Origin of the sequence: Picosynechococcus sp. PCC 73109 (assembly GCF_001521855.1) — a bacterium.
GTDB lineage: Bacteria > Cyanobacteriota > Cyanobacteriia > Cyanobacteriales > MRBY01 > MRBY01.
In genome coordinates, this window is the sequence record NZ_CP013998.1 from 1,637,213 (window position 1) to 1,656,977 (window position 19,765).

At 51.2% G+C, this 19,765-nt stretch carries 18 protein-coding genes; 9 read left to right on the plus strand and 9 right to left on the minus strand.

What is annotated here, in order from left to right; translation table 11 throughout:
* Positions 1 to 16: 16 nt before the first annotated feature.
* Positions 17 to 817, plus strand: a complete 801-nt coding sequence (mreC, locus tag AWQ23_RS07840) for a rod shape-determining protein MreC (protein WP_062434141.1) — start codon at positions 17 to 19, stop codon at positions 815 to 817.
* On the plus strand, positions 798 to 1,340 hold the full coding sequence (gene mreD, locus AWQ23_RS07845) for a rod shape-determining protein MreD (protein ID WP_045442536.1): 543 nt from the start codon (positions 798 to 800) through the stop codon (positions 1,338 to 1,340). Before mreC ends, mreD begins: the two co-directional genes overlap by 20 nt.
* Here the strand turns inward: mreD and AWQ23_RS07850 are convergent.
* Positions 1,313 to 2,143 (minus strand): HAD family hydrolase, encoded by an 831-nt coding sequence (locus tag AWQ23_RS07850; RefSeq protein ID WP_232308868.1) that lies wholly within the window; start codon positions 2,141 to 2,143, stop codon positions 1,313 to 1,315. The genes mreD and AWQ23_RS07850 overlap by 28 nt on opposite strands.
* 306 nt (positions 2,144 to 2,449) lie before the next feature.
* Between AWQ23_RS07850 and AWQ23_RS07855 the strand changes: the two genes are divergently transcribed.
* Positions 2,450 to 2,857 (plus strand): hypothetical protein, encoded by a 408-nt coding sequence (locus AWQ23_RS07855; RefSeq protein WP_012307143.1) that lies wholly within the window; start codon positions 2,450 to 2,452, stop codon positions 2,855 to 2,857.
* On the opposite strand, the gene AWQ23_RS07860 is transcribed toward AWQ23_RS07855, so the two are convergent.
* Positions 2,854 to 3,417 (minus strand): Uma2 family endonuclease, encoded by a 564-nt coding sequence (locus AWQ23_RS07860; protein ID WP_062434147.1) that lies wholly within the window; start codon positions 3,415 to 3,417, stop codon positions 2,854 to 2,856. The two genes, AWQ23_RS07855 and AWQ23_RS07860, sit on opposite strands and share 4 nt — an antisense overlap.
* 71 nt (positions 3,418 to 3,488) lie before the next feature.
* Between AWQ23_RS07860 and menD the strand changes: the two genes are divergently transcribed.
* Positions 3,489 to 5,228 (plus strand): 2-succinyl-5-enolpyruvyl-6-hydroxy-3-cyclohexene-1-carboxylic-acid synthase, encoded by a 1,740-nt coding sequence (gene menD, locus AWQ23_RS07865; RefSeq protein ID WP_062434150.1) that lies wholly within the window; start codon positions 3,489 to 3,491, stop codon positions 5,226 to 5,228.
* Here menD and glgA read toward each other — a convergent pair.
* The 5 genes from glgA to AWQ23_RS07890 all read right to left on the minus strand — a co-directional run bounded on the left by glgA (position 5,225) and on the right by AWQ23_RS07890 (position 10,478).
* Positions 5,225 to 6,661: a glycogen synthase GlgA gene (glgA, locus tag AWQ23_RS07870; protein ID WP_062434153.1), complete on the minus strand. Its 1,437-nt coding sequence runs from the start codon at positions 6,659 to 6,661 to the stop codon at positions 5,225 to 5,227. The two genes, menD and glgA, sit on opposite strands and share 4 nt — an antisense overlap.
* Positions 6,662 to 6,732: 71 nt before the next feature.
* Positions 6,733 to 7,581, minus strand: coding sequence for an alpha/beta fold hydrolase (locus tag AWQ23_RS07875; RefSeq protein ID WP_062434156.1), 849 nt, complete (start codon positions 7,579 to 7,581; stop codon positions 6,733 to 6,735).
* A gap of 5 nt (positions 7,582 to 7,586) precedes the next feature.
* On the minus strand, positions 7,587 to 8,918 hold the full coding sequence (gene clpX / locus AWQ23_RS07880) for an ATP-dependent protease ATP-binding subunit ClpX (RefSeq protein WP_012307148.1): 1,332 nt from the start codon (positions 8,916 to 8,918) through the stop codon (positions 7,587 to 7,589).
* A gap of 41 nt (positions 8,919 to 8,959) precedes the next feature.
* Positions 8,960 to 9,616, minus strand: coding sequence for an ATP-dependent Clp endopeptidase proteolytic subunit ClpP (clpP, locus tag AWQ23_RS07885; RefSeq protein WP_030008130.1), 657 nt, complete (start codon positions 9,614 to 9,616; stop codon positions 8,960 to 8,962).
* Between the two features lie 196 nt (positions 9,617 to 9,812).
* Positions 9,813 to 10,478, minus strand: coding sequence for a hypothetical protein (locus AWQ23_RS07890; RefSeq protein ID WP_062434158.1), 666 nt, complete (start codon positions 10,476 to 10,478; stop codon positions 9,813 to 9,815).
* A 161-nt stretch (positions 10,479 to 10,639) separates the two neighbouring features.
* Between AWQ23_RS07890 and AWQ23_RS07895 the strand changes: the two genes are divergently transcribed.
* Positions 10,640 to 12,154, plus strand: coding sequence for a site-2 protease family protein (locus AWQ23_RS07895; RefSeq protein WP_062434161.1), 1,515 nt, complete (start codon positions 10,640 to 10,642; stop codon positions 12,152 to 12,154).
* Here AWQ23_RS07895 and AWQ23_RS07900 read toward each other — a convergent pair.
* Entirely contained in the window at positions 12,151 to 14,664 is a 2,514-nt protein-coding gene (locus AWQ23_RS07900; RefSeq protein ID WP_232308869.1) for an O-antigen ligase family protein, read from the minus strand. The genes AWQ23_RS07895 and AWQ23_RS07900 overlap by 4 nt on opposite strands.
* A gap of 118 nt (positions 14,665 to 14,782) precedes the next feature.
* On the opposite strand from AWQ23_RS07900, the gene AWQ23_RS07905 reads away from it, so the two are divergent.
* The 4 genes from AWQ23_RS07905 to AWQ23_RS07920 are packed head-to-tail and all read left to right on the plus strand — an operon-like array spanning position 14,783 to position 17,123.
* Entirely contained in the window at positions 14,783 to 15,235 is a 453-nt protein-coding gene (locus AWQ23_RS07905; protein ID WP_062434166.1) for a M48 family metallopeptidase, read from the plus strand.
* 20 nt (positions 15,236 to 15,255) lie between these two features.
* Positions 15,256 to 15,927 carry a hypothetical protein gene (locus AWQ23_RS07910; RefSeq protein ID WP_062434168.1) on the plus strand — a complete coding sequence of 224 codons (672 nt, stop codon included), beginning with the start codon at positions 15,256 to 15,258 and terminating at the stop codon, positions 15,925 to 15,927.
* 49 nt (positions 15,928 to 15,976) lie between these two features.
* Complete coding sequence (locus AWQ23_RS07915) at positions 15,977 to 16,390, plus strand: DUF1824 family protein (RefSeq protein WP_062434171.1); 414 nt, start codon at positions 15,977 to 15,979, stop codon at positions 16,388 to 16,390.
* Positions 16,391 to 16,433: 43 nt separating this feature from the next.
* A complete protein-coding gene (locus AWQ23_RS07920) occupies positions 16,434 to 17,123 on the plus strand; it encodes a hypothetical protein (protein WP_232308870.1) in 690 nt (229 codons plus the stop codon).
* Between the two features lie 79 nt (positions 17,124 to 17,202).
* Here the strand turns inward: AWQ23_RS07920 and AWQ23_RS07925 are convergent, their stop codons facing one another.
* On the minus strand, positions 17,203 to 19,476 hold the full coding sequence (locus AWQ23_RS07925) for a ribonuclease R family protein (RefSeq protein ID WP_030008156.1): 2,274 nt from the start codon (positions 19,474 to 19,476) through the stop codon (positions 17,203 to 17,205).
* Positions 19,477 to 19,765: the final 289 nt, after the last annotated feature.

Here is a 19,765-nt window from a genome sequence, read left to right on the forward strand (position 1 = left end):
TCGTTTTCTTGAGTGCATGTTAATGTTCCGCCGTTGGTGGCAACGCTATGGGATGACCTTAATTTTTATTGGGGTTGGCCTTTCGGCTGCTTTATTTTTGCGCCAGACCCAGGGGGGCGCAATTCAGGAATTTTATGGGCTTTTCTTCCGGCGTCAGGGCAATCTCACCGCCGCTGAAACGGAAATTTTGCTCCAGAACAGTAAGCTGCGGGAACTGCAAAATCGAGTCGAGGAACTCGAAGCCCAGAACCAACAGCTACAAGATTTATTGGATTATCGACAAACGCTCCAGACAGAGGCGATCGCCGCCCCGGTCATTGGTCGCAGTGCCGATGCTTGGTGGCAGCAAATTATTATCGGCCAGGGGAGTCAAGCCGGGATCAAGGTCGGGGACACTGTGACCGGCATCGGTGGACTTGTGGGCAGGGTGGTACAAGTTACCCCCCACAGTAGTCGCGTTGCTTTAGTGAGTGACCTCAACCAACAAGTGGGTGTGATGTTGTCCCGGAGTCGTTTCCAGGGCTATCTCCGGGGCCAAAATGATCCCCAACAGGCCCAGATGGTCTTCTATGAGAAAGTTCCGGATGTCAAGGTGGGAGATATGGTCACCACCTCAAACCTGAGCACCCTGTACGCCCCAGGTCTCCCCATTGGTCGCATTGCCGCAATTGATTTTAATGCGGGGCCAGCCCCCATCGCGACGGTGGAGTTGACGGTACCGCTGGGGTCGCTGGAATGGGTATTGGTAGCACCTTTTGAGCAGAAGCCCTTAAATTTTGAGCTGCAACCGGAGCAAGATGTTTCGCAAACTCCCTAGAGGGGCACTGCCCTGGATGAATGGTTTGGTGAGCATTGGCTCGCTGCTGCTGTGTAGCCAGCTTTTGTTACTCCGCATTCCTGGGATGACAATCCTCGGTTTTAGTCCCCAGTGGCTCTTGATGTGGGTAATTGCTTGGAGTGTGAAGCGGGAGATGATTTATGCTCTCCTGGGGGCGATCGCTGCTGCTTGGATCCATGACAGCTTAATGGTGAGTGCTTTGCCCTCCCACCTTCCAGGCTTCGTGCTGGTCGCCTATTTTGTTTCCCGCTGGCGACAACAACGCTATCTCCAGGAAGACTTTATTATTCTGGCGCTACTGGTCTTCGTGATGACCCTAGCCGCAGAAGTGATTATGGCATTTCAATATCTGCTGTGGGGGTTGGGTTCCCCAGGGATGCTCTGGGGTGAACTGCAACGGATCGGCCTCGCAACGGCAATTTTAAGTAGCCTCTGGGCACCGCTCCTTTGTACGCCTCTGGTGCGTTGGTGGGATTATGTGAGAATGCTCGATAGGCAGTAGTGATGGCCCTGGGGCTTGGGAGAGTGACCATAGCGCTCCGCCAGAAAATGGGCCACAGAGAGAAGATCATTGCAATAATGATCGGGCTGATAGGTTTTGAGGTAGGCCGTATCGCGAATACCACAGGTCACGGCGATCGCCGGAATGTTCATATTTTTTGCGGCGATAATATCCGCTTCGGTATCACCAACCATGAGCCATTGATCGCTTAGTTCTCCTTGTTCGGTGATCGCCTCCTTAAGGAGGGCGGTTTTTACGTCCACATTGTTCACATAGGCCGTGTGGCGATCGTCGCTACCGTAAATCCCACTAAATAGACGTTTTAGGCCATATTGATCGAGCATTTTCCGCACCTGCTGTTCTTCCCGGAGCGTCACCAGTACCAATTTCACCCCGTAGGAATGGAGTAAGGCCAAAGACCAGTTCACGCCCCCCTGCATTTTGTCGAGGTGGAGTAGAGCTTCATCGTTGACGATGGTGCGGACATGGTCGAGGAAAAAGGCAATTTGCTCTTCCTGGAGTCCGGACTGCATGGCAATTTCGATATCACTGACCCGTTGGCGCTTCATTTGCCAAAATTGGTCTTTGCCGAGGTATTTGAGGGGAATGGCGATGCCCTGTTGGGCGTAAATCTGTTGCGTATGCTGGAGAGCGGCTTGGTACGTACCATAGTATCGCTCCGAAACATCGACCAATGGCCCATCGAAGTCACAAAATAGCGTCAAACGGAGACGTCTTGCGGTGGGAGAGTTCATAGTTTGAAAACGGGCAGCGGTTCTCTGGAACAAGCCTGGGATACTCATGGTGCTTTTCGGTCAATGCTCTATCTTTAGCATGGTTTACTTTTGTGGTTTTGTTGTCTGCGTCACACATTTATTGGTGATTTGTAGACTTGTTTATAAATTTGGATAACTTACTTAAACTTTCTTTACAATAGCAAATTTTTATCGAAACAGCGGTAGAAAAAACCGTCGGAATGATGAAAAAATTAGGGGTTGATGATAAACGAAGCTGAATAGTAATGGCGATCGCCTTTTGGGAGCCGGGGAGAAAATCCCAGGGAATGCCACAATAAACAGAGATTTTTAAAGAGAGAGGCCCAAAGCACCATGGCTCAGCTAGAGAAATTGATTCAGATGGCGGAAAATGAACTGACAGAATACAGTACCGACGCCCGCAAGATTGAAAAGTTGCGCCGCAAATTTGCGTTTATGTTGAATCCTCGACAACAGCAGCAAATTAAGGACGAACTTTTGGCCCAGATGCCCCAGGGATTTTTCGGAAAAATGGTGCTGGAAAATCGACAGACAGTCGCTTTACCTTTTTGGGGCATTGCGGGTTTGGGTTTACTGTTCGGTATTTCCCTCCAGCAGCCCCTCGATTTCCTCGCCCCGGCGATCGCCCTGCCCGCAGCCATCCAAATTCAACGCTGGGGTTGGCAACTAGAAGCAAAACGTTTAGTCTTGCAAACCCTTGACGATCTCGAAGCCCGCGCCAAAAATCCGACGGCATCTTAAATGAAGCTTTCGAGACTGGTGCCCCGATACAGTTCTGATATAGGCATTTCAAGGTGGATGCTGGTGAGCTTGACCGGATCAATCGTCCGGTAAATTTGACTCGTCCAACCCTGGGGCGATCGCCGCCAGACCTCTACTTCCTGTTGCGTTTGGGAAATCAAAACATACTCTTCTAAGGTCGTAATCCGTTGATGATCTTGGAATTTTTCTGTGCGGTCAAAGTTCTCTGTGGCTGGAGATAAAACCTCAAGGATTAACTTGGGAAATTGTTTTACATAGCGATTTTGTTGATCCCTAGGGTCGCAGGTGACAAAAGCATCAGGATAATAAAAAAACTGGTCTCGATAATTAACTTTTACGTCCCCCGCAAAAAATCGGCATGGGCCATCCCGGAGATGCAGATTCAGGGCAGTTAAAAAATTAATGGCAAGGCGACTATGGTCATCAATACCACCGGCCATGGCGTAGACCAAACCCTGGCGATACTCGTGGCGAATTGTGCTTTCAAGCTCAAGTTCGAGGTATGCCTGGGGGGAAAAACCAGAGGGTAAAGCAATCATGCCAAAAGACGAAAAATCGGTGCTTTAATTGTAACCTGGGTGATTTGGGAACATAATTCAGCACGGCAGGTATGGGTCTAGATTTTAGTAACCTTAATAGTCTTTGGGCGGGTGTGATGGTAGAAACCCTCGTTCGTTTAGGCTTGCGCTCGGCGGTGATTTGTCCCGGTTCACGCTCTACGCCCCTCACCGTTGCCCTGGCCCGTCACCCCCAGATTAAAACGATCCCGATTTTAGATGAACGCTCGGCGGCGTTTTTTGCCCTGGGTTTAGCGAAAAGTTCTGGTTTACCGACGGTGCTGGTCTGTACGTCGGGGACAGCGGGAGCCAATTTCTATCCAGCGGTGATCGAAGCCTACCAAAGTGCGGTGCCTTTAATTATCCTCACAGGCGATCGCCCCCCGGAATTGCGGGATTGTCATTCGGGGCAAACCATTGATCAGATCAAGCTATTTGGGAATTTTGCCCAGTGGTTTAGTGAAATGGCGACGCCCCTGGGCACTGTTGAAATGTTGCGCTATGCCCGACAAACCATGGTGCAAGCTTGGCGGCGATCGCAGTTTCCCCAGAAAGGGGTGGTGCATCTCAATTGTCCGTTTCGGGATCCCCTTGCCCCCATCGCCGATGGCTCAGTGACGCACCTCAAAGATGTGATCAAGGCGGATTTTTTTGCCGAGATTCAGCCCCTGGAAAAGGCAGAATTTTCTGCGGATATTTTGCCTACGGAAGCTTGGAAAAATTATGCCCGGGGGCTAATTATTGCTGGAGTGTATCAGCCCGATGATCCCGATGTATATTGCCAGGCGATCGCACAGTTGTCGGGTTATTTGAGTTTTCCAGTTTTAACCGAAGCCCTCTCCCCCGTGCGGAATTATGCCCATTATTTTCCCCAGGGTTTAGTCATCACCTACGATTTTATTTTGCGGGATCAAAACCTAGCAGAAACCCTCAAACCAGAAATTGTGATTCAAATTGGCGCTTTGCCCACCAGTAAAATTTTGCGGGCCTGGCTCGAAGCACAGCAGATTCAAACCTATATCTTAAGCGAGCGGGCCGATAATTTTGACCCCCTCCATCGTCCCCACCAATATCTCGCCGTTAATCTTCGTACCATGAAGTATTTGGGGATCTTTCCCGATAACGAAAAAGGTTTGCCCTACTTGGATCTATGGCAGACCCAAGATGCAAAAATTCGCGCCAAATTAGCCGCAGTTTTCCAGGCAGAACAAAATCTCAACGAAGCGGCGATCGCCTACTGTTTAGCCAGAGCGTTACCAGAGGAAACAGCTATTTTCTTTGCCAATAGCATGGTGGTGCGCTATGCCGAATTTTTCTGGCAGTTGAATGATCAACAAATTTTGCCTTACTTTAACCGGGGGGCCAATGGCATTGATGGTACCCTATCAACGGCTTTGGGCATTGCGGAGAATCATTCGCCTGCTGTGTTACTGACGGGGGATCTCGCTCTCCTCCACGATACCAATGGCTTTTTGACATTATCAAAATTTACCGGCTCCCTGACGATTATTGTGATCAATAACCAAGGCGGCGGCATCTTTGAAATGTTACCCATCGCCGAAGAAAAAGATATTTTTGAGGAATATTTTGCGACGCCCCAAACCGTTGAATTTTCTAAAGTATGCGATTTATATGGCATTGCATATCAGGCGATCCAAACCAAAGCTGACCTAATGCAAACCTGTGCTACTTTGCCACCCAGGGGAGTAAGGTTACTGGAAGTCAAAACAAACCGTAACCAAGCGATGACTTGGCTGAAAGATTTATTCCAAGGCTTTCAACATCATTTTTAAATGGCGTGTTTTTTCACTAAATAGGTGATTTTTTCGGCTTCATCGGTCGTTAATTCCGGAGCTTCTTTAATGCTTTGGCGATACATCTTGAGATACTCCCCGGCGGATTTGTACCAACTAAAGTCATGGCTCATGCCCCGTTTTTGTAGTTCAGCCCAGTCTTTTTTGTAGCGGAAACTTTCCCAGGCCCGCACCATGCAGGTGTACATATCTAACGGTTCGTAGCGGTCAAAACTAAAGCCTGTCCCGGTTTGGTGAATCGGATCATGGAAAGAAACCGTATCCACCAAGCCCCCAGTACGGCGCACAATGGGCACAGAACCGTAGCGCATCGCCATCATTTGACTAATGCCACAGGGCTCAAAGCGTGACGGCATCAAAAAGACATCGGATCCAGCGTAAATCCGGCGGGAGAGGGCATCGTTATAGAGTAGTTGCACAGACATCCGCCCCTTAAAGCGGTAGGCGGTTTGCCAGAGTTGAGTTTCGTAGTGGCGATCGCCAGTGCCGAGAATAATGAGCTGGGCGTCGGTGTAGGCCATAAACTGCTCCAGGATATTCAGCAGCAGATCAATCCCCTTTTGTTCCACTAAGCGGGTAACCATTGCCATTAAAAAAGCCTTGGAGTTGACCTCTAGCCCCGTTTCTTCTTGGATGATCACTTTGTTGGCGGCCCGATCCTCAAGATTGGTGGTAGAAAATTGTTTTACCAGGGCTTGGTCGTTAGAAGGGTTATATAGTTCCACATCAATGCCATTGACGATGCCGCGACTTTTGCCGCTGATCCAAGACAATAAACCCTCTAATTTTTCACCATAGACTTTGGTTTGGATCTGTCGGGCATAGGTGGGAGATACGGTGTTCACTTGATCGGCGAACATCAGCGCCGAGGCCATCACATTATCACCGTCCATGTACCAAGGACACCAAGTGTTGCGCTCCAAGAAACCCCGCCAAGGCCCCTGGTAGGCCAAGTTATGGATCGTAAATACCGTGCTGATATCCGGCGATTGGTGCATCCACACCGGAATCATGCCCGTGTGCCAATCGTGACAGTGGGCGATTTGGGGTTTCCAGTGGTTCCACATAAATTCAGCGGCCCCATTGGCAAAAAAGGTAAAACGCCAAAATTCGTCCTGCCCACCATAGATATGTCGTCCATCAAAGGCAGGGTGGCCAAACAGATAAAGGGGGACATCGGTATTGGGTAATACGGTTTCATACACGGCAAACGTATTGAACATTGCACTGCCCCACCACACGGGTTCCGCAGGGATGTCGAGTTTGTCGTTGAGAAAGCCGTAATAGGGTAAGAAAATTCTCGCGTCATGTCCTAACTGCCGTAAAACTTTGGGCAGTGATCCCACCACATCTCCCATACCTCCAGCTTTAGCGATGGGAGCAGCCTCGGCAGAAACAAACAAAATACGCATCAGAATTTTCTCGTCAATTTTTGAGGTTCTGTTAGAGCGTATCATTCTTTGAGGGATCCCAAGAATAAATACTATCCGGGAAATTTGTCCCTGAGAAATTGCTGGATTTCGGCCTGGTAGAGGTGGGGATTTTCGAGCATGGGGAAGTGTCCCACCTGGGGAATTTCAATGTATTGAAAGTTTGGGTTTAAGGCGATCGCCCTTTTGGCCATGGCCGCCGGAATGATTTGATCTTTTTCCCCGGCGAGGAACAGGGTCGGACATTGGATATTGCGAAACGCCTGGGGCAAGCGGGTCACCATCATTTCATTCACCGAGGCCAGCAGGGTGCCAGCGGCGGCGCGATTATCAGCGCTCAAAAAATCCTCCAGGAATTGCCGCCGTTCTGTGGGCGCAATTGGTTGCTGCAAAAAACGGGCGATCGCCAACCGATCCAGCCCCGGTACCTGACGCAACCACGGAAACCGTAAGCGCACAATGGTGCCAGCAATTTTCTGAAACGTCCCAAAGGCGCGGGCATCATATTCAAAAATCCCGTTGCAGTTCAAAATGGCCCGGTCTAGGCGTTGGGGAAACTGCGCCGCAAAAATTGCCCCGATGGAAGCCCCCATGGAATGGGCATTGAGAATAATTGGGCTGTTGATGTCTAACTGCCGCAGCAGTACTTCTAAATCCAGAGCATAATCGTCTAGGGCATAATCACCACTGTAATCGGCGGGGAGTTCAGAACGACCAAAGCCCCGCAGGTCATAGATCAAACAATGGAAAAATTCACTGAAGGCCGTGGCAGTGCTGCGCCAATAATGGCTCGACCCGCCCCAACCGTGGACAAATAACATCACTGGTTTGGGAAGATCGCAGCCCCCGCGACAAATCCATTCGTAATAGTGGGGGACTCCCCGCACCTGGGCGATCGCCATCTTCCTTAAGCGGATTCTGGTTTGGGTAAGGAGGACGGATGGAGTAGGAGTTCAGCCGTAGAGCGTTTTTCGACCATTTCTGGTGTAATCGTGCAGCGGTTGACATCCTTACGGGAAGGCAGTTCGTACATCACATCGAGCATTAATTCTTCGACAATGCCCCGTAGCGCCCTGGCCCCGGTTTTGCGGCGGTAAGCTTCCTGGGCGATCGCCCGGATAGCGGTCGGTTCAAACTCCAACTGCACACTGTCCATCTTCAGGAGTTTTTTGTACTGCTTGACGAGGGCATTCTTCGGCTGGGTCAAAATTTCAACTAGCGCTTCCTCATCGAGGGGACTGAGGGACGCAATCACCGGAATCCGCCCGATAAACTCTGGAATCATCCCGTACTTAACGAGATCCTCTGGCGAAAGATGCTGGAGCAATTCAGCGGTACGTTGTTCCTTGGCACTACCTTCTTCCCCGGGCCGCACAAAGCCCATACTTTTTTTGCCGACCCGCCGCTCAATCACCTTATCAAGACCGACAAAGGCTCCACCACAAATAAATAAAATATTGCGGGTATCAATTTGAATGCAGTCCTGGTACGGGTGCTTTCGGCCTCCCTGGGGTGGCACATTGGCGACGGTACCCTCCAGCATTTTCAACAGGGCCTGTTGTACCCCTTCCCCAGACACATCACGGGTAATGGAGGGGTTTTCACTTTTGCGGGCAATTTTATCGATTTCGTCAATGTAGATAATCCCCCGCTGGGCTTCGGCCACATCGAGATCGGCCACCTGCAAGAGGCGCAGCAAAATATTTTCGACATCTTCGCCCACATAGCCCGCCTCGGTGAGGGTCGTGGCATCGGCGACGGCAAAGGGCACATCAAGGATCTTCGCGAGGGTCTGGGCGAGGAGGGTTTTACCGCATCCCGTTGGCCCGATCAAAAGAATATTGGATTTGTGGAGTTCGATGCCATCGGCGACGGGATCGGCGTCGTCGTCTTCCATCAAACTCAGGCGCTTGTAATGGTTGTAGACAGCCACGGAAAGAACTTTTTTTGCTTCGTCCTGACCGATGACATGTTCGTCGAGGTAATGCTTAATTTCCCTGGGTTTGGGAATGTCTTCAAAATTAATTTTTTCAGGGGGAGCCTTGGGGGGATTTTTTTCAGGCGATCGCCCCATCCCCATGCCCGCTGCATTTTCCATCAGCTCCTCATCGAGGATTTCGTTACACAGCTCGACACATTCGTCACAAATATAGACCCCTGGCCCAGCGATGAGCTTTCTAACCTGTTCTTGGGACTTACCACAAAAGGAACATTTGAGATGGGAGTCGTATTTAGACATGGGTTTTGGAGTAGGGCCTCTGGATAACGTGAGCGATGGGGTTAAGCGGCGTTCGGGGCGATCACTTGGTCGATCAAACCATACTGGCAAGCCTCTTCGGCGGACATATAGAAGTCCCGCTCGGTATCTTCTGCCACCTTATCAAAGGGTTGCCCCGTATGGTCGGCGATCAACGTATTTAATTTATCTTTGATGTAGAGGATTTCCTTGGCTTGAATTTCGATATCCACCGCTTGACCTTGGGCACCACCGAGGGGCTGGTGAATCATAATCCGGGAACTGGGCAGGGCCATCCGCTTACCCTTGGTGCCCCCCGATAGAAGAAAGGCTCCCATACTGGCGGCGATGCCGTAGCAAATGGTCACCACATTGGGGCGAATCTGCTGCATGGTGTCGTAGATCGCCATCCCCGCGTAAACTGAACCACCGGGGGAATTGATATAAAGTTGGATATCTTTATCGGCATCCTCGGCGTCTAAAAAGAGCAACTGGGCCACCACAGAGTCGGCAACAGTGTCATCAATGGCGGTACCGAGGAACACAATTCGTTCCCGCAGTAGACGGGAGTAAATATCGAAGGCCCGTTCTCCCATGCCAGATTGTTCGACAACCATCGGCACCACCGTCCCACCCATGGAGTAGCTGTAGGGGACGGCTTGGCTAGAAAGGTGTTGATAGGAGGTAGTTGATTGAACCATGAAAGCTCGATGCTAAATGTTTTGGGGATGAACAGGGAAAAAATTGGGGAAAATCAGGGGCAGACCTTGATGACTCTTGGGTGAAGCCAAGCAATGATTGCCCACATAGCCTTTATTATATAGTCGCATTGCCTGAGATGGGAGTCACGGGCAGAGGGCGATCGCCCCTGGGTTAATTTCTCCGAAATTGGCGGCTTTAGAGATGCACAAGGGGTTGAGTTTCGGACAGGGCGATCGCCTGTTGTAATTTTGGGTAGGCCTCCGCTAGATAACCCGTACCCCGGAGAAAACCCGTATTTGCAGCGGGCAGCAGATATTCTAGGGGCTGATTTTTAAACGTTTCAATCAGCTTTTCGATGCCTTTGAGTTGGCGGCCCCAGTGGAAAGTTTTGGCGGTGCGCAGGGCGAGAATTTCACCCTTTTGGTTGGGGAGGAGATGCCGCCCCGTGAACAGACAGCCTCCCCATTGGCCATAATAGAGACAGGAAGCACCAGGGGAAAATCCGGGTGTCCAAATGCCGCGAAAATCACCATCCTGCCAATCATCCCGAAAGGGCGTCACGTCAGCCTCTGGTATCAGGTAGGCTTCTTGCTCTTGGATCACAATCGCACAACCGAGGGCCTGTTGAATTTTCGCGACTTGGTTACTGATGGCGGCCCGCTGGGTGATGTAGAGGGTTTTGACGCCGCCCTGGGCCTGCAAAAAGTTGAGGGTTTCTGGGTGCCAAGGGGGACAATCAACCAACAGACCACCACCGGCTTTTGCGATAAAGTAGGCTGTGCCACCGAGGGTTTCTCGATTAGGGGCAAAGGCGTAGATGTCTTCAAAAAGTTTGCGGGGCGGTTTGGGGGGAGTCTGCACGGGGGGAGTCCCTACTCATGTTGAAATGTTAAACAGTCGCTACCATTGTTGCATTGGGGTGAGGTTTCGACAATTTTCTCTCTAGGGGCGATCGCCACAAAGCAGGGGCAATCATTTTGCTTGTGCCACACATTTTCTAGTAAGGATTCAATTGAAAGTTCATGGAAGTTTGGCTGCTTTTCTTCGTTATGGGGGTGTTGACCTACGCCCTCATCCGCCGCACTGTACCACCAGAAAATAAAGCACCATTAAGCTTACTCTGGCTGGTGATGATGTTGCCTGCTTCCGCCTGGCTAGTCTGGATTTTAATTTTTGGGGCGACCCAGCCGATGCCCTTGTTGCTGATGTTGCCACTGTTGATCCTTTCGCCGTTTATGTATTGGAGTTTGTTGGACTGGGGTAAACCTAAACCGGACGAATCTGCTGATCCCAGCCCGCCGCCTGCTGCGCCCCAAACCCCAAGCTTAGATTTAGAAAAATTAGACCAAGCTTCTGCCCTGAAAAAGGAAGGCTCTAAGCTCCGCCCGATCAGTACCAAGGAAGAAAAAGCACTCCGGGATTGTTTTCCCTGGGGGGTTTATTATCTTCAGAATATTGACTACTATCCTCAGGCGATCCTCTGTCGAGGCAAGTTGCGAGCGGTCCCCCAGGAAGCCTACCAAACAATTCGGGATAATATCGAACAGCTCTTTGGCGATCGCTTTATTGTGGTCTTCCAAGAAAGTCTGCGGGGTCAACCGTTTTTTGCCCTTGTTCCCAACCCTTGGAAAGCGGCCCAACAATCCCAAACGAAAGAGGAACCCCTAACGCGCCCGGATTTGGCGATCGCCTTGGTGTTAATTACTTTATTTACTACCACCGTGATGGGTTTGGAATTGCAGGGAGTGGCTCCGGAGGTGATCCAACAGAATCCGAGTATGCTTTGGCAGGGCTTACCCTATGGTCTGCTGTTAGTCGCAATTCTCGGTTGCCATGAACTGGGCCATTACGGTGCGGCGGCCTATTACAAAATTAAAACGACGCTCCCCTATTTTGTCCCGATCCCCTTTTTTATCGGTACCCTAGGGGCCTATACCCAGCGGAAATCCCCCATTCCCCATCGCCAAGCCCTATTTGATTTTGCGGTGGCAGGTTCCTGGGTGGGGATGCTCCTGACCCTGCCTTGTTTGTGGGTGGGCCTGGGTCTGTCCCAAGTGGTACCCTTGCCAGAGGAATCAACGCTGTTGGCCTTTAATGAATTTAATCCAAGGTTTTCCCTCCTCCTAGGACTGATGAGCCGTTTGGCCCTAGGAAATCAGTTCACCCCGGATATGGCCCTGGATTTACACCCGGTGGCGATCGCCGGTTATGTGGCCCTGATGTTGGGGGGCTTGCAACTCTTACCCATCGGTCAATTGGATGGTGGTTTGATGACCCATGCCGTTTTCGGTCAACGGACGGCGAGCATTATTGCCCAGGTGACAAGGATTTGTATGATTGCGATCGCCTTTGTGCAGCCGAATTTTCTCTTTCTGGCGATTTTCGCCCTGTTGATGCCCATCGCGAACCAGCCCGCCCTTAACGATGTGACGGATTTGGACAATCGCCGCGACCTGTTGGGCATGTTTACCCTGGTTTTTGTGGCGTTAATTTTCTTGCCGTTACCCGCTGGCCTGAGTAATTGGCTCAATTTTTAGGGGTTAATTTCCGTTTTGAGGGTTGCATAGAGATTGTCCCTGAGGGGCTGCAATTGCAAGTCAAACCGAGGTTCATAGACAACGGACGGGAAAAATTCGCCGAACCAGGTGTTAATTGCGAGGTTTTCGCTTACCGTCCAAAAATCCGTGGGATTGTCCCCGTCAATGTGGCGACTGTTCACATTAAACCCGCTGCGCTGGCGACGGTACTGGAGGACTGGGGCACCGACGCGGATCCAAGTGGCAAAATCTGGACTATTGGCCATGGTGGCTAAAAATTCTTGCCGTTGTCGGTCGGTGAGGATCTGTTGGGGCGAAACCTTAGCCCAGGCTTCCTCTAGGAGTTCTAAGCGTTTTTCTGGGTTTTCCCAGGTGGCTTGCAACAGGGCGATCGCCGTTTCCTGACCCAGGGCTTCCCGACCGGGGAGTAAACCGAGGGCCGTGGCGTCGAAATATTGCCGAAATTCCGTTTCGGCCAGGGCAAAATCCCCAATCCACCAGGCGATGCCACCCCGACAGCGATGTAACAACGGATCATCGGGATATTGCGCCAGTAGCTGTTCGTAGTGACCCATCACCCGCGCCACCACCGCTGGATAAAGCTCCCCCAAGCCCCCGCCTCGCCAAATGGGACTGGTGATAAATTGGGGATCCCGAAGAATTTCTAAGGCGATCGCCTCGACCGCAAGATCTGTTTTGTCCTGGGCCAACAAACTTAACCCCAACCCGTAGAAAATGCCTCGTTTCGCGGGCACAAGCTGGGCCGATTGGTAAAATTCCGCCGTTGCTAGATTGGTTTCATTGTTGGCGATGTGGAGCCAGGCCACGTTGCTGCGGCCAAATTCCCGGTAGGGAGATGATTGGTTGCCCTGGTCAAACCATTGGATCGCCTCCTGGAGATAGCGTTGCCGTTGTTCTAAGTCTGTAGTCTGGAGAGCTAATTCACCGAGATTCCAACCCAACTGATAGGAATAGTAAGGTTCCCAGGGAGCGAGGTCATGGGCGGCGGTCAAATTTTCCACAAAACGGTCATAATCAGGGGTTTCCTGGCGCAATGCTAAAAATCCGGTGCTGGATCGCTCCCAGGCGGCTTGGATCGGTGCTAACCAGATGGCAACGGCGCCGTAAATGCCCACTAGACCAAGGGCCACAAGACGGGGTTTCCCTAAAAATTTTTCTGGGTTTGGCTGGGACGGGAGAGATATTTGGGGTTGATCTTGACGGGTGATCGCCGCGAGCAGGGCCACCAGAATTGTAATGATGCCGCTAATGGCCACATTATCCAGTTGGTAATCCGTCCAACTCAAGGCCCAATAGCCGACTAGCCCGGTGTAAATACTGCCTAACAAAATGCGGTCTTCCCGTGCCATCCCTCTAACATGGCCCCGCAGTCGCCAGAGGATCACCCCCAGAAAAACAATCGAACCAAAGAACAAACCCAAGCCCCAGATGCCCATTTCCGCCCAGAGTTGCACCGGGGTACTGTGGAGTTGATAAATGATTTCCGAAAGGCGACCCGCTGTGATTGGGCGGTAATTTTGATACAACAAGAACGCATTTCCTAAACCAGCCCCCGTCCACCAATGGTCGAGACCCATGGCCCCACCCACCTGGGCATTGACCCAACGGTAATTTAATTCCCCAAATTCCCCCTGTAAAATCGGCACCACGAGATTGTAGAGGCGGTTATTGGTCAGCACAAAAATCCCTAAAACCCCTGTGGAAATAATCCCCGCCAGCACTAAGTAAAATTTGCGAATCTGACTAAACCCCCAGGCAAACCCGAAGGCCACCACCGAGGCGATCGCCAACCCAAGCCAACCCCCCCGAGAGCTCGTGGTATAAAGATCTACCGCCCCAATCACCACCCCCGTCAGCCAAAGCCAGCGCCGCCAATCCCGATGTAAAATCGCCAAGCCCAGGAGGGTCGGTAAACAAAGAATGAGATAACCGGCCACATAATTTTGGTGACCCAAGGGAGCCCAATTGCGCAGCTCCAGCAGCGAAAAATCAAACTGTTGCACCGCTCCATCAACGCCCAAATCCCGGAGTCGCTCAATTTCCGGTAAAAATGTCCGACTCAGCCACAGCGCCAAACTAAAAGCAACGAAGGCCAAACTTAAATATCCTTGTCCCAAAAATAATCGATAACGACCAGTCACACTATTCAGCCAACGACTAATGGGGTAGAGCGCGGCGATAAACCCTAAACAGGCCCAGGCTTGCCAGCGGGCTTGCTGGGGAAACTCTGCCCCCAGGGTGGAAATCCCCAAGCTGACTAAAATTGCAATTAGACCCTGATCAAACCCGTTGCCCAACAGATAGAGGCGGCGGTTATCCCATAGCTGCACCAAAAACCACAACAAAGGACAGAACAGACCCACCTGCCACACAAACACCCATGACCAGGCCACCATCATGCTATGGCTATCGGGAATGAGGCTAAAGAGAATGTAAAAAAAAGCGGTGAAGTAGGCCAATAAAGGGGCTGGAGACTTAGAAGCAGACATAGAGCAAGGGTTAAAAAACTTCGGGAAATGGCAGCCTTTCCCATTAAATCCCATTTTCTAGAACTCCCATGGCCATGGGCTAAAATAGATAGGATTTTTAAGTCATCCCCCTCAACCCATGCCTCTTTTCTCTGACAAGGCCACCACAGGCAAACAAAAGAAACAGAAATTTTGGACAAAAGTGATCCTGATTATTGGTGCGGGCTCCTTTGCGGGAACTGCGATGGTGCCAGTGATCGGGGGCATCATTGATAGCGTGCGACAACCGACAACCGAAGTGGCTCGGAATCCCCAGGCGGATCAAGAAGCTCAACTAAAGCAACAAGAAGCCGGATTTCTAGCCGTTTTAGAACGGGAGCCAGACAATACAAATGCGCTGCAAGGTTTGGTACAAGCCCGTTTAGCCCTGGGGGATTTAGCAGGGGCACGTCCCCATCTGCAACGGTTGGTGGAGTTATATCCGGATGAACAGGTGCTTAAGGATCTCTTAGCCCAAGTGGACGAGGCTTTGGCACGCACTGGCACGACAACTCCGGCCCAGTCTCCCACCGAAAATCCGGAAACGCCCTAGGCGATCGCCGTTGCTTGTTTATGGAGTCTAGGTCGCCACTGTTATTGTTGTTGCTACTCTGCTTTGGGGGCGGAGCAGTTCTTCTGCTGCAAAATAGTCAGGCGCTGGGTCTCGTTTTATTTAATCGCACCGTTCCCTGGCAGTTACCCCTCAGCATTTGGTTTATCGCAGCGGTATTGCTTGGGTTGCTCCTGAGTTTGCTCTTGCAGCTTTTTTTAAAAGGGACAAATCCTAGTCCTAATAATCGAGGCGATCGCCCGAATCCTCGCCTTGAACGCCTGAAACAACGTCCTCCTCGCCAGCCCGATCGCCGCACTGGTCGTTCCGATTGGGAACGGAGCCGCGCTAATTATGATTGGACTGACAAGGAACTAGAAACCCAGGACGAAGAAACCTGGGACATTGAATCACCTCCCCAACAGCCGACCCGTCCCCAGCCGCCCCAGACAGGTGGTGAAGGAGAACCCCAGATTCGCCCCCAACCGAAACCCCAGCGTCCCCGTCCTAGTCCCGGCCCAGAGGCTGCGATGCCAAAGCCACCGGCCCCAAAACCGTTTGCAAAGCCTGCCAAAGCGTCAGATGAAACGGGTACTGTCTATGATGCTGACTATCGAATTTTGACGCCCCCCTACACTTCCGAAGAGGAAGCTTCCCCTAGGGTAGACCCCGACGAAGATGGAGAATGGATCTAGCCCCAGGGAGTCTGCTAGGCTAAATCGAGCCTATTTTGTGACATAACCGATGAGTATCTCCCCAGAGTTGACGGCGGCGATCGCCCTTTTGCAGCAAAAAAGCTGTGTGACTACCCCCGTCCGAGAATCAGAAGCCGAACGGGAAACCCTCCGGCAAAATTTGCGTTTGGCTTGTCAGGCGGCGGACTGGGAAAATATTGGCATCTGCGCAGATAACGTCACCGTCGCCACAACAACGGTGCAGCAGTATCTCCGGGGTTTAGGTTACGATGCGGCGATCGCCATTGATCCAGGCGAATGGGGCGATCGCCCGGTGTATTTAAAATTTAATACTCAAAAAATGGGCCATTATCTCGATGACTATGTGGGTCAGTATCGGGGCGTTTTGGTGGCGCTGCAATCCCCTGAACCGGAACTCGCTGGTACCTATGGCCATTTCCCCCTCGATCTGTTTGCGGGATAGTCTAGGATAGAAAAAATATTTGTTGTGGTGGGGAGCATTAACCTTGAGAAACGGATTACAGAACGTTGTGCTGGCCAGTAGTTTGGCGATCGCCTTTGCCCCTCTAGGTCTAGCCCAAACCCTCACCCCAGAGCAACTTGATTTGTCCCCAGAAACCTTTGACAATAGCCCCGTACTGCAACGGTGGAGCGAAGCAGGGATCCCTGATGTGCTCCATAGCATTCGCCACGAACCGAGTTTTCAGACCCGCTGGCGGCTTGGATACGCCCAATTTCCCAGCAATGATCGCCAGGGGGGCATCAGTGTCGGCGTTGAAGATATTTTTGTAAAACCCGATTTTCCCCTGACCCTCAGTGCCGAAGGTCATACCCTGTTTAGTGGCGATCGCACCCAGGTGGCCGCCCGTGCCAACTATTATTTACTTCCCCTCGGCAACCGCTTTAATATTGCCCCTAGTCTCGGCTATCAATCCTTTTCTGGCCCAGATTACGAACGAGAAGGCCTAGAGGTGGGCGCCAAGTTGCAGCTTAATTTGTCGCGCTCTGGGGCCTCGACCATTAGCCTGAGTCAACAGTTTGTTAACTTAGCGACCCCAGAGGAAATGGGGATCACGACCCTAGGGGCCGGCTATGCCTTCACGTCCCACTGGCGGGCGGCGACGGAAATTCAAAAACATAATTCGACTGCCGCAAAGGAAAGTAAGGTGGGTTTTTTCCTGGAGTGGATGCCCTAGGCCACCGGGGGCCGTATCGTCACAAAAAAAGAGGGAAGCATTCAACGCTTCCCCCATCAGCTAAGTCATAGACAGGTGATTATTCTTCTTCCCAATTTTCCGCAGCCGCGTCATCTGGGTCTGAATTGGTATTTTTGGCGATCGCCAGATCAATCTGTTGCCGATAATAATCGACACTCTTCACTTCCACATCGACGGTATTGCCGAGGCGATAGGCAGTGCGATTTTTCCGACCCACCAGACAACTGTGTCGGGCGCGATATTCATACCAGTCATCCTTGAGGGAGCTGACATGGACAAGACCTTCCACAAGCAGATCCTCGATTTCTACAAAGAAACCATAGGACTGCACCCCGGTGATCAATCCCTTAAAAGTGTGTCCCGTGTGGGCCTTCATTTTTTCAGCCTTTTGGAGTCCCTGGAGATCTTTTTCGGCGTCATCGGCCACCTTCTCTTGGTCGTTGAGTTGCAAAATTAGGCTGGCAATGGTTTCTTCTAATTCCGTTTGGATCGGCGTTGGTAGCACTTTCCAGTTCACCTGGTTATGACAAGTGCTGCTGCCGAGGTTAACCCCGACCTTGACGCGACTCGAACGGCGATCGCGCCCCTCAGAGAAAATGAGTTTTAGAATACGCTGCATCACCAAGTCACCATAGCGTTGCCCCGGCGCACACACGCGACTGTAACCGTCCCGGTAGGCCAAGCCAAAATGGGGGTGGGGATGGGCACCATAGCGGGGAACATCCAGGGTTTCCTGAAGCAGATAGTTCAGGATTTTTGTCATGTCTGTCTGGCTGAACTCTTGGATAAAGTGCTGATAATCGTGGGGTAACAGCTCCTCTTCCGATTCGAGCTTGAGCTTCAGGTTTAGATTATTGCCCAACTTAATCAGATTTTCGAGGCTCTCAAAATCAGGATTCGCTTGGTAGCAATAGATGGCTGGCAGTTCTAGGGCCAGCATATGTTGGGCTACGGCTCGACCCGCCAAGATCATCACCTCTGCCAAGAGAGACCGCACCGGCAAGCTTGGTGAAACAATCATCGTCCCAAAACGCCCTTCATCTTTAAAAGCAGAAGTTACTTCGGGTAGAGAAATCTGGAAACCGCCCCGTTGCAGGCGCTGGGCTTTGACTAAAGGACTGAGGTTAAAAATTAAATCATTCAGCAGGGTTGCGACATCGGCCAGTTCAGCCTCTGCGGTTTCCCCACTACTGAGGAGGTGCTGAATCTTTTGGTAACTCAGGCTCTGGTTAACGCGGATCACACTGGGGGTAATTTCAAATTCTGCCACGTTCCCCTGGTCATCAAAGGTGAGGAGAATGGACATCGTCAGGCGATCGCCCCCAGGACGAAGCTCCACCTTTTCCTTAAATTCTGGTGGAAATAGTGGAATGGTCATTTGACCGAGAAACACCGCCGTACCATGTTTTTTCGCCCACCGATCCAGGACTCCCTGGGCCGGGACAAATTCTGCCACGTCCGCTAAGTGGATGCCCAGTTGCCACTGTCCAGCCTCGGTTTTTTGCAGTGTAAATGCATTTTCAATGAAGGCTTGGTTTTCTGGGGTGAGGTGAATTTCATCCTCGATGGTGATGGTCAATTGGTCGCGAAAATCCCGCCGCTTGGCGAGCATTTTTTTGGTTAGTTTTGTGGGAATGTCCTTAACGGCAGCCAAAACCTCCTCGGGAAATTGGCGCAGTAAATCATGTTTACAACAGACAATATCGGTGTCAGCGGCGGCCTCGGCATCACTCCCCAACACCTTGGTGACAGACCCCTGGGGGAGGTACTGGGCGATGGGATATTGCACCACCGAAACATGGACGAGGTGATCAATGGCCTGCTGGAGCCGATCTGTTTCGTCCTGGAGTTCAAGTTCAAACAGGAGGCGATCATCAAGGGGCACTGCCCGGAAGCCTTCGTCTTTTTGGACCACCCGCGCTAGGAGGGAAGGATTGGCCCGTTCTAAAATTAAACGGACTACTCCCTCTGGCGATCGCCGCCGCGTTCCTTCTTTGATGATTTTGACTAAAACGCGATCGCCATTCCAAGCATTGCTGAGATAACTTTCCCGGATATAAATATCATCAGCATCTTCAGAATCCTGGATCGCAAAACAAAAACCCTTACTCGAACACCGTAGCTTTGCCTCGACCACATCCGCTTCCGGCACCCGGCGATATTTACCCCGTTCCTTCACCAAAATATTCGAGCGCTCTAGGGCATCAAGAATAATCTGGAGCTGTTCTGTATCTTCCTCAGAGCGACACTCTAATTTCTTTTCGAGGAATTTACCGGCAACCAATTTGTCATCTGTAAAGAAAGACAGCAGTGTGGCGATTGAAAAATCCATGCAAAACTATCCTTTTCGTTAGAAAGTAAAGTGAAACGACAACAGTCCACCAGAAAAGCAGTATCAGCCCGTTGTTTGTCGCTATCATTAAACCTAGACAGTCAACAGACCTGTATTTCTGATGGGAAACGCCACAAATTCCCCAGGAACCCCAAGGTTGACTGATCAAAACAATGCCCTTTCCGAAAGGATGGCCCGTTTCACAAAAGAAACAAAGCCTAATGGGGGCGAGGCCGATAACACCTCAGGAAACGACAAGTTCGCAAGTACACAGTCGAAAAACTTGAGC

Coding starts and splice junctions, on each gene's coding strand:
- mreC (WP_062434141.1), top strand. CDS start 17: ATGTTAATGTTCCGCCGTTGGTGGCAACGCTATGGGATGACCTTAATT.
- mreD (WP_045442536.1), top strand. CDS start 798: ATGTTTCGCAAACTCCCTAGAGGGGCACTGCCCTGGATGAATGGTTTG.
- AWQ23_RS07850 (WP_232308868.1), bottom strand. CDS start 2,143: ATGAGTATCCCAGGCTTGTTCCAGAGAACCGCTGCCCGTTTTCAAACT.
- AWQ23_RS07855 (WP_012307143.1), top strand. CDS start 2,450: ATGGCTCAGCTAGAGAAATTGATTCAGATGGCGGAAAATGAACTGACA.
- AWQ23_RS07860 (WP_062434147.1), bottom strand. CDS start 3,417: ATGATTGCTTTACCCTCTGGTTTTTCCCCCCAGGCATACCTCGAACTT.
- menD (WP_062434150.1), top strand. CDS start 3,489: ATGGGTCTAGATTTTAGTAACCTTAATAGTCTTTGGGCGGGTGTGATG.
- glgA (WP_062434153.1), bottom strand. CDS start 6,661: ATGCGTATTTTGTTTGTTTCTGCCGAGGCTGCTCCCATCGCTAAAGCT.
- AWQ23_RS07875 (WP_062434156.1), bottom strand. CDS start 7,581: ATGGCGATCGCCCAGGTGCGGGGAGTCCCCCACTATTACGAATGGATT.
- clpX (WP_012307148.1), bottom strand. CDS start 8,918: ATGTCTAAATACGACTCCCATCTCAAATGTTCCTTTTGTGGTAAGTCC.
- clpP (WP_030008130.1), bottom strand. CDS start 9,616: ATGGTTCAATCAACTACCTCCTATCAACACCTTTCTAGCCAAGCCGTC.
- AWQ23_RS07895 (WP_062434161.1), top strand. CDS start 10,640: ATGGAAGTTTGGCTGCTTTTCTTCGTTATGGGGGTGTTGACCTACGCC.
- AWQ23_RS07900 (WP_232308869.1), bottom strand. CDS start 14,664: ATGTCTGCTTCTAAGTCTCCAGCCCCTTTATTGGCCTACTTCACCGCT.
- AWQ23_RS07905 (WP_062434166.1), top strand. CDS start 14,783: ATGCCTCTTTTCTCTGACAAGGCCACCACAGGCAAACAAAAGAAACAG.
- AWQ23_RS07910 (WP_062434168.1), top strand. CDS start 15,256: ATGGAGTCTAGGTCGCCACTGTTATTGTTGTTGCTACTCTGCTTTGGG.
- AWQ23_RS07915 (WP_062434171.1), top strand. CDS start 15,977: ATGAGTATCTCCCCAGAGTTGACGGCGGCGATCGCCCTTTTGCAGCAA.
- AWQ23_RS07925 (WP_030008156.1), bottom strand. CDS start 19,476: ATGGATTTTTCAATCGCCACACTGCTGTCTTTCTTTACAGATGACAAA.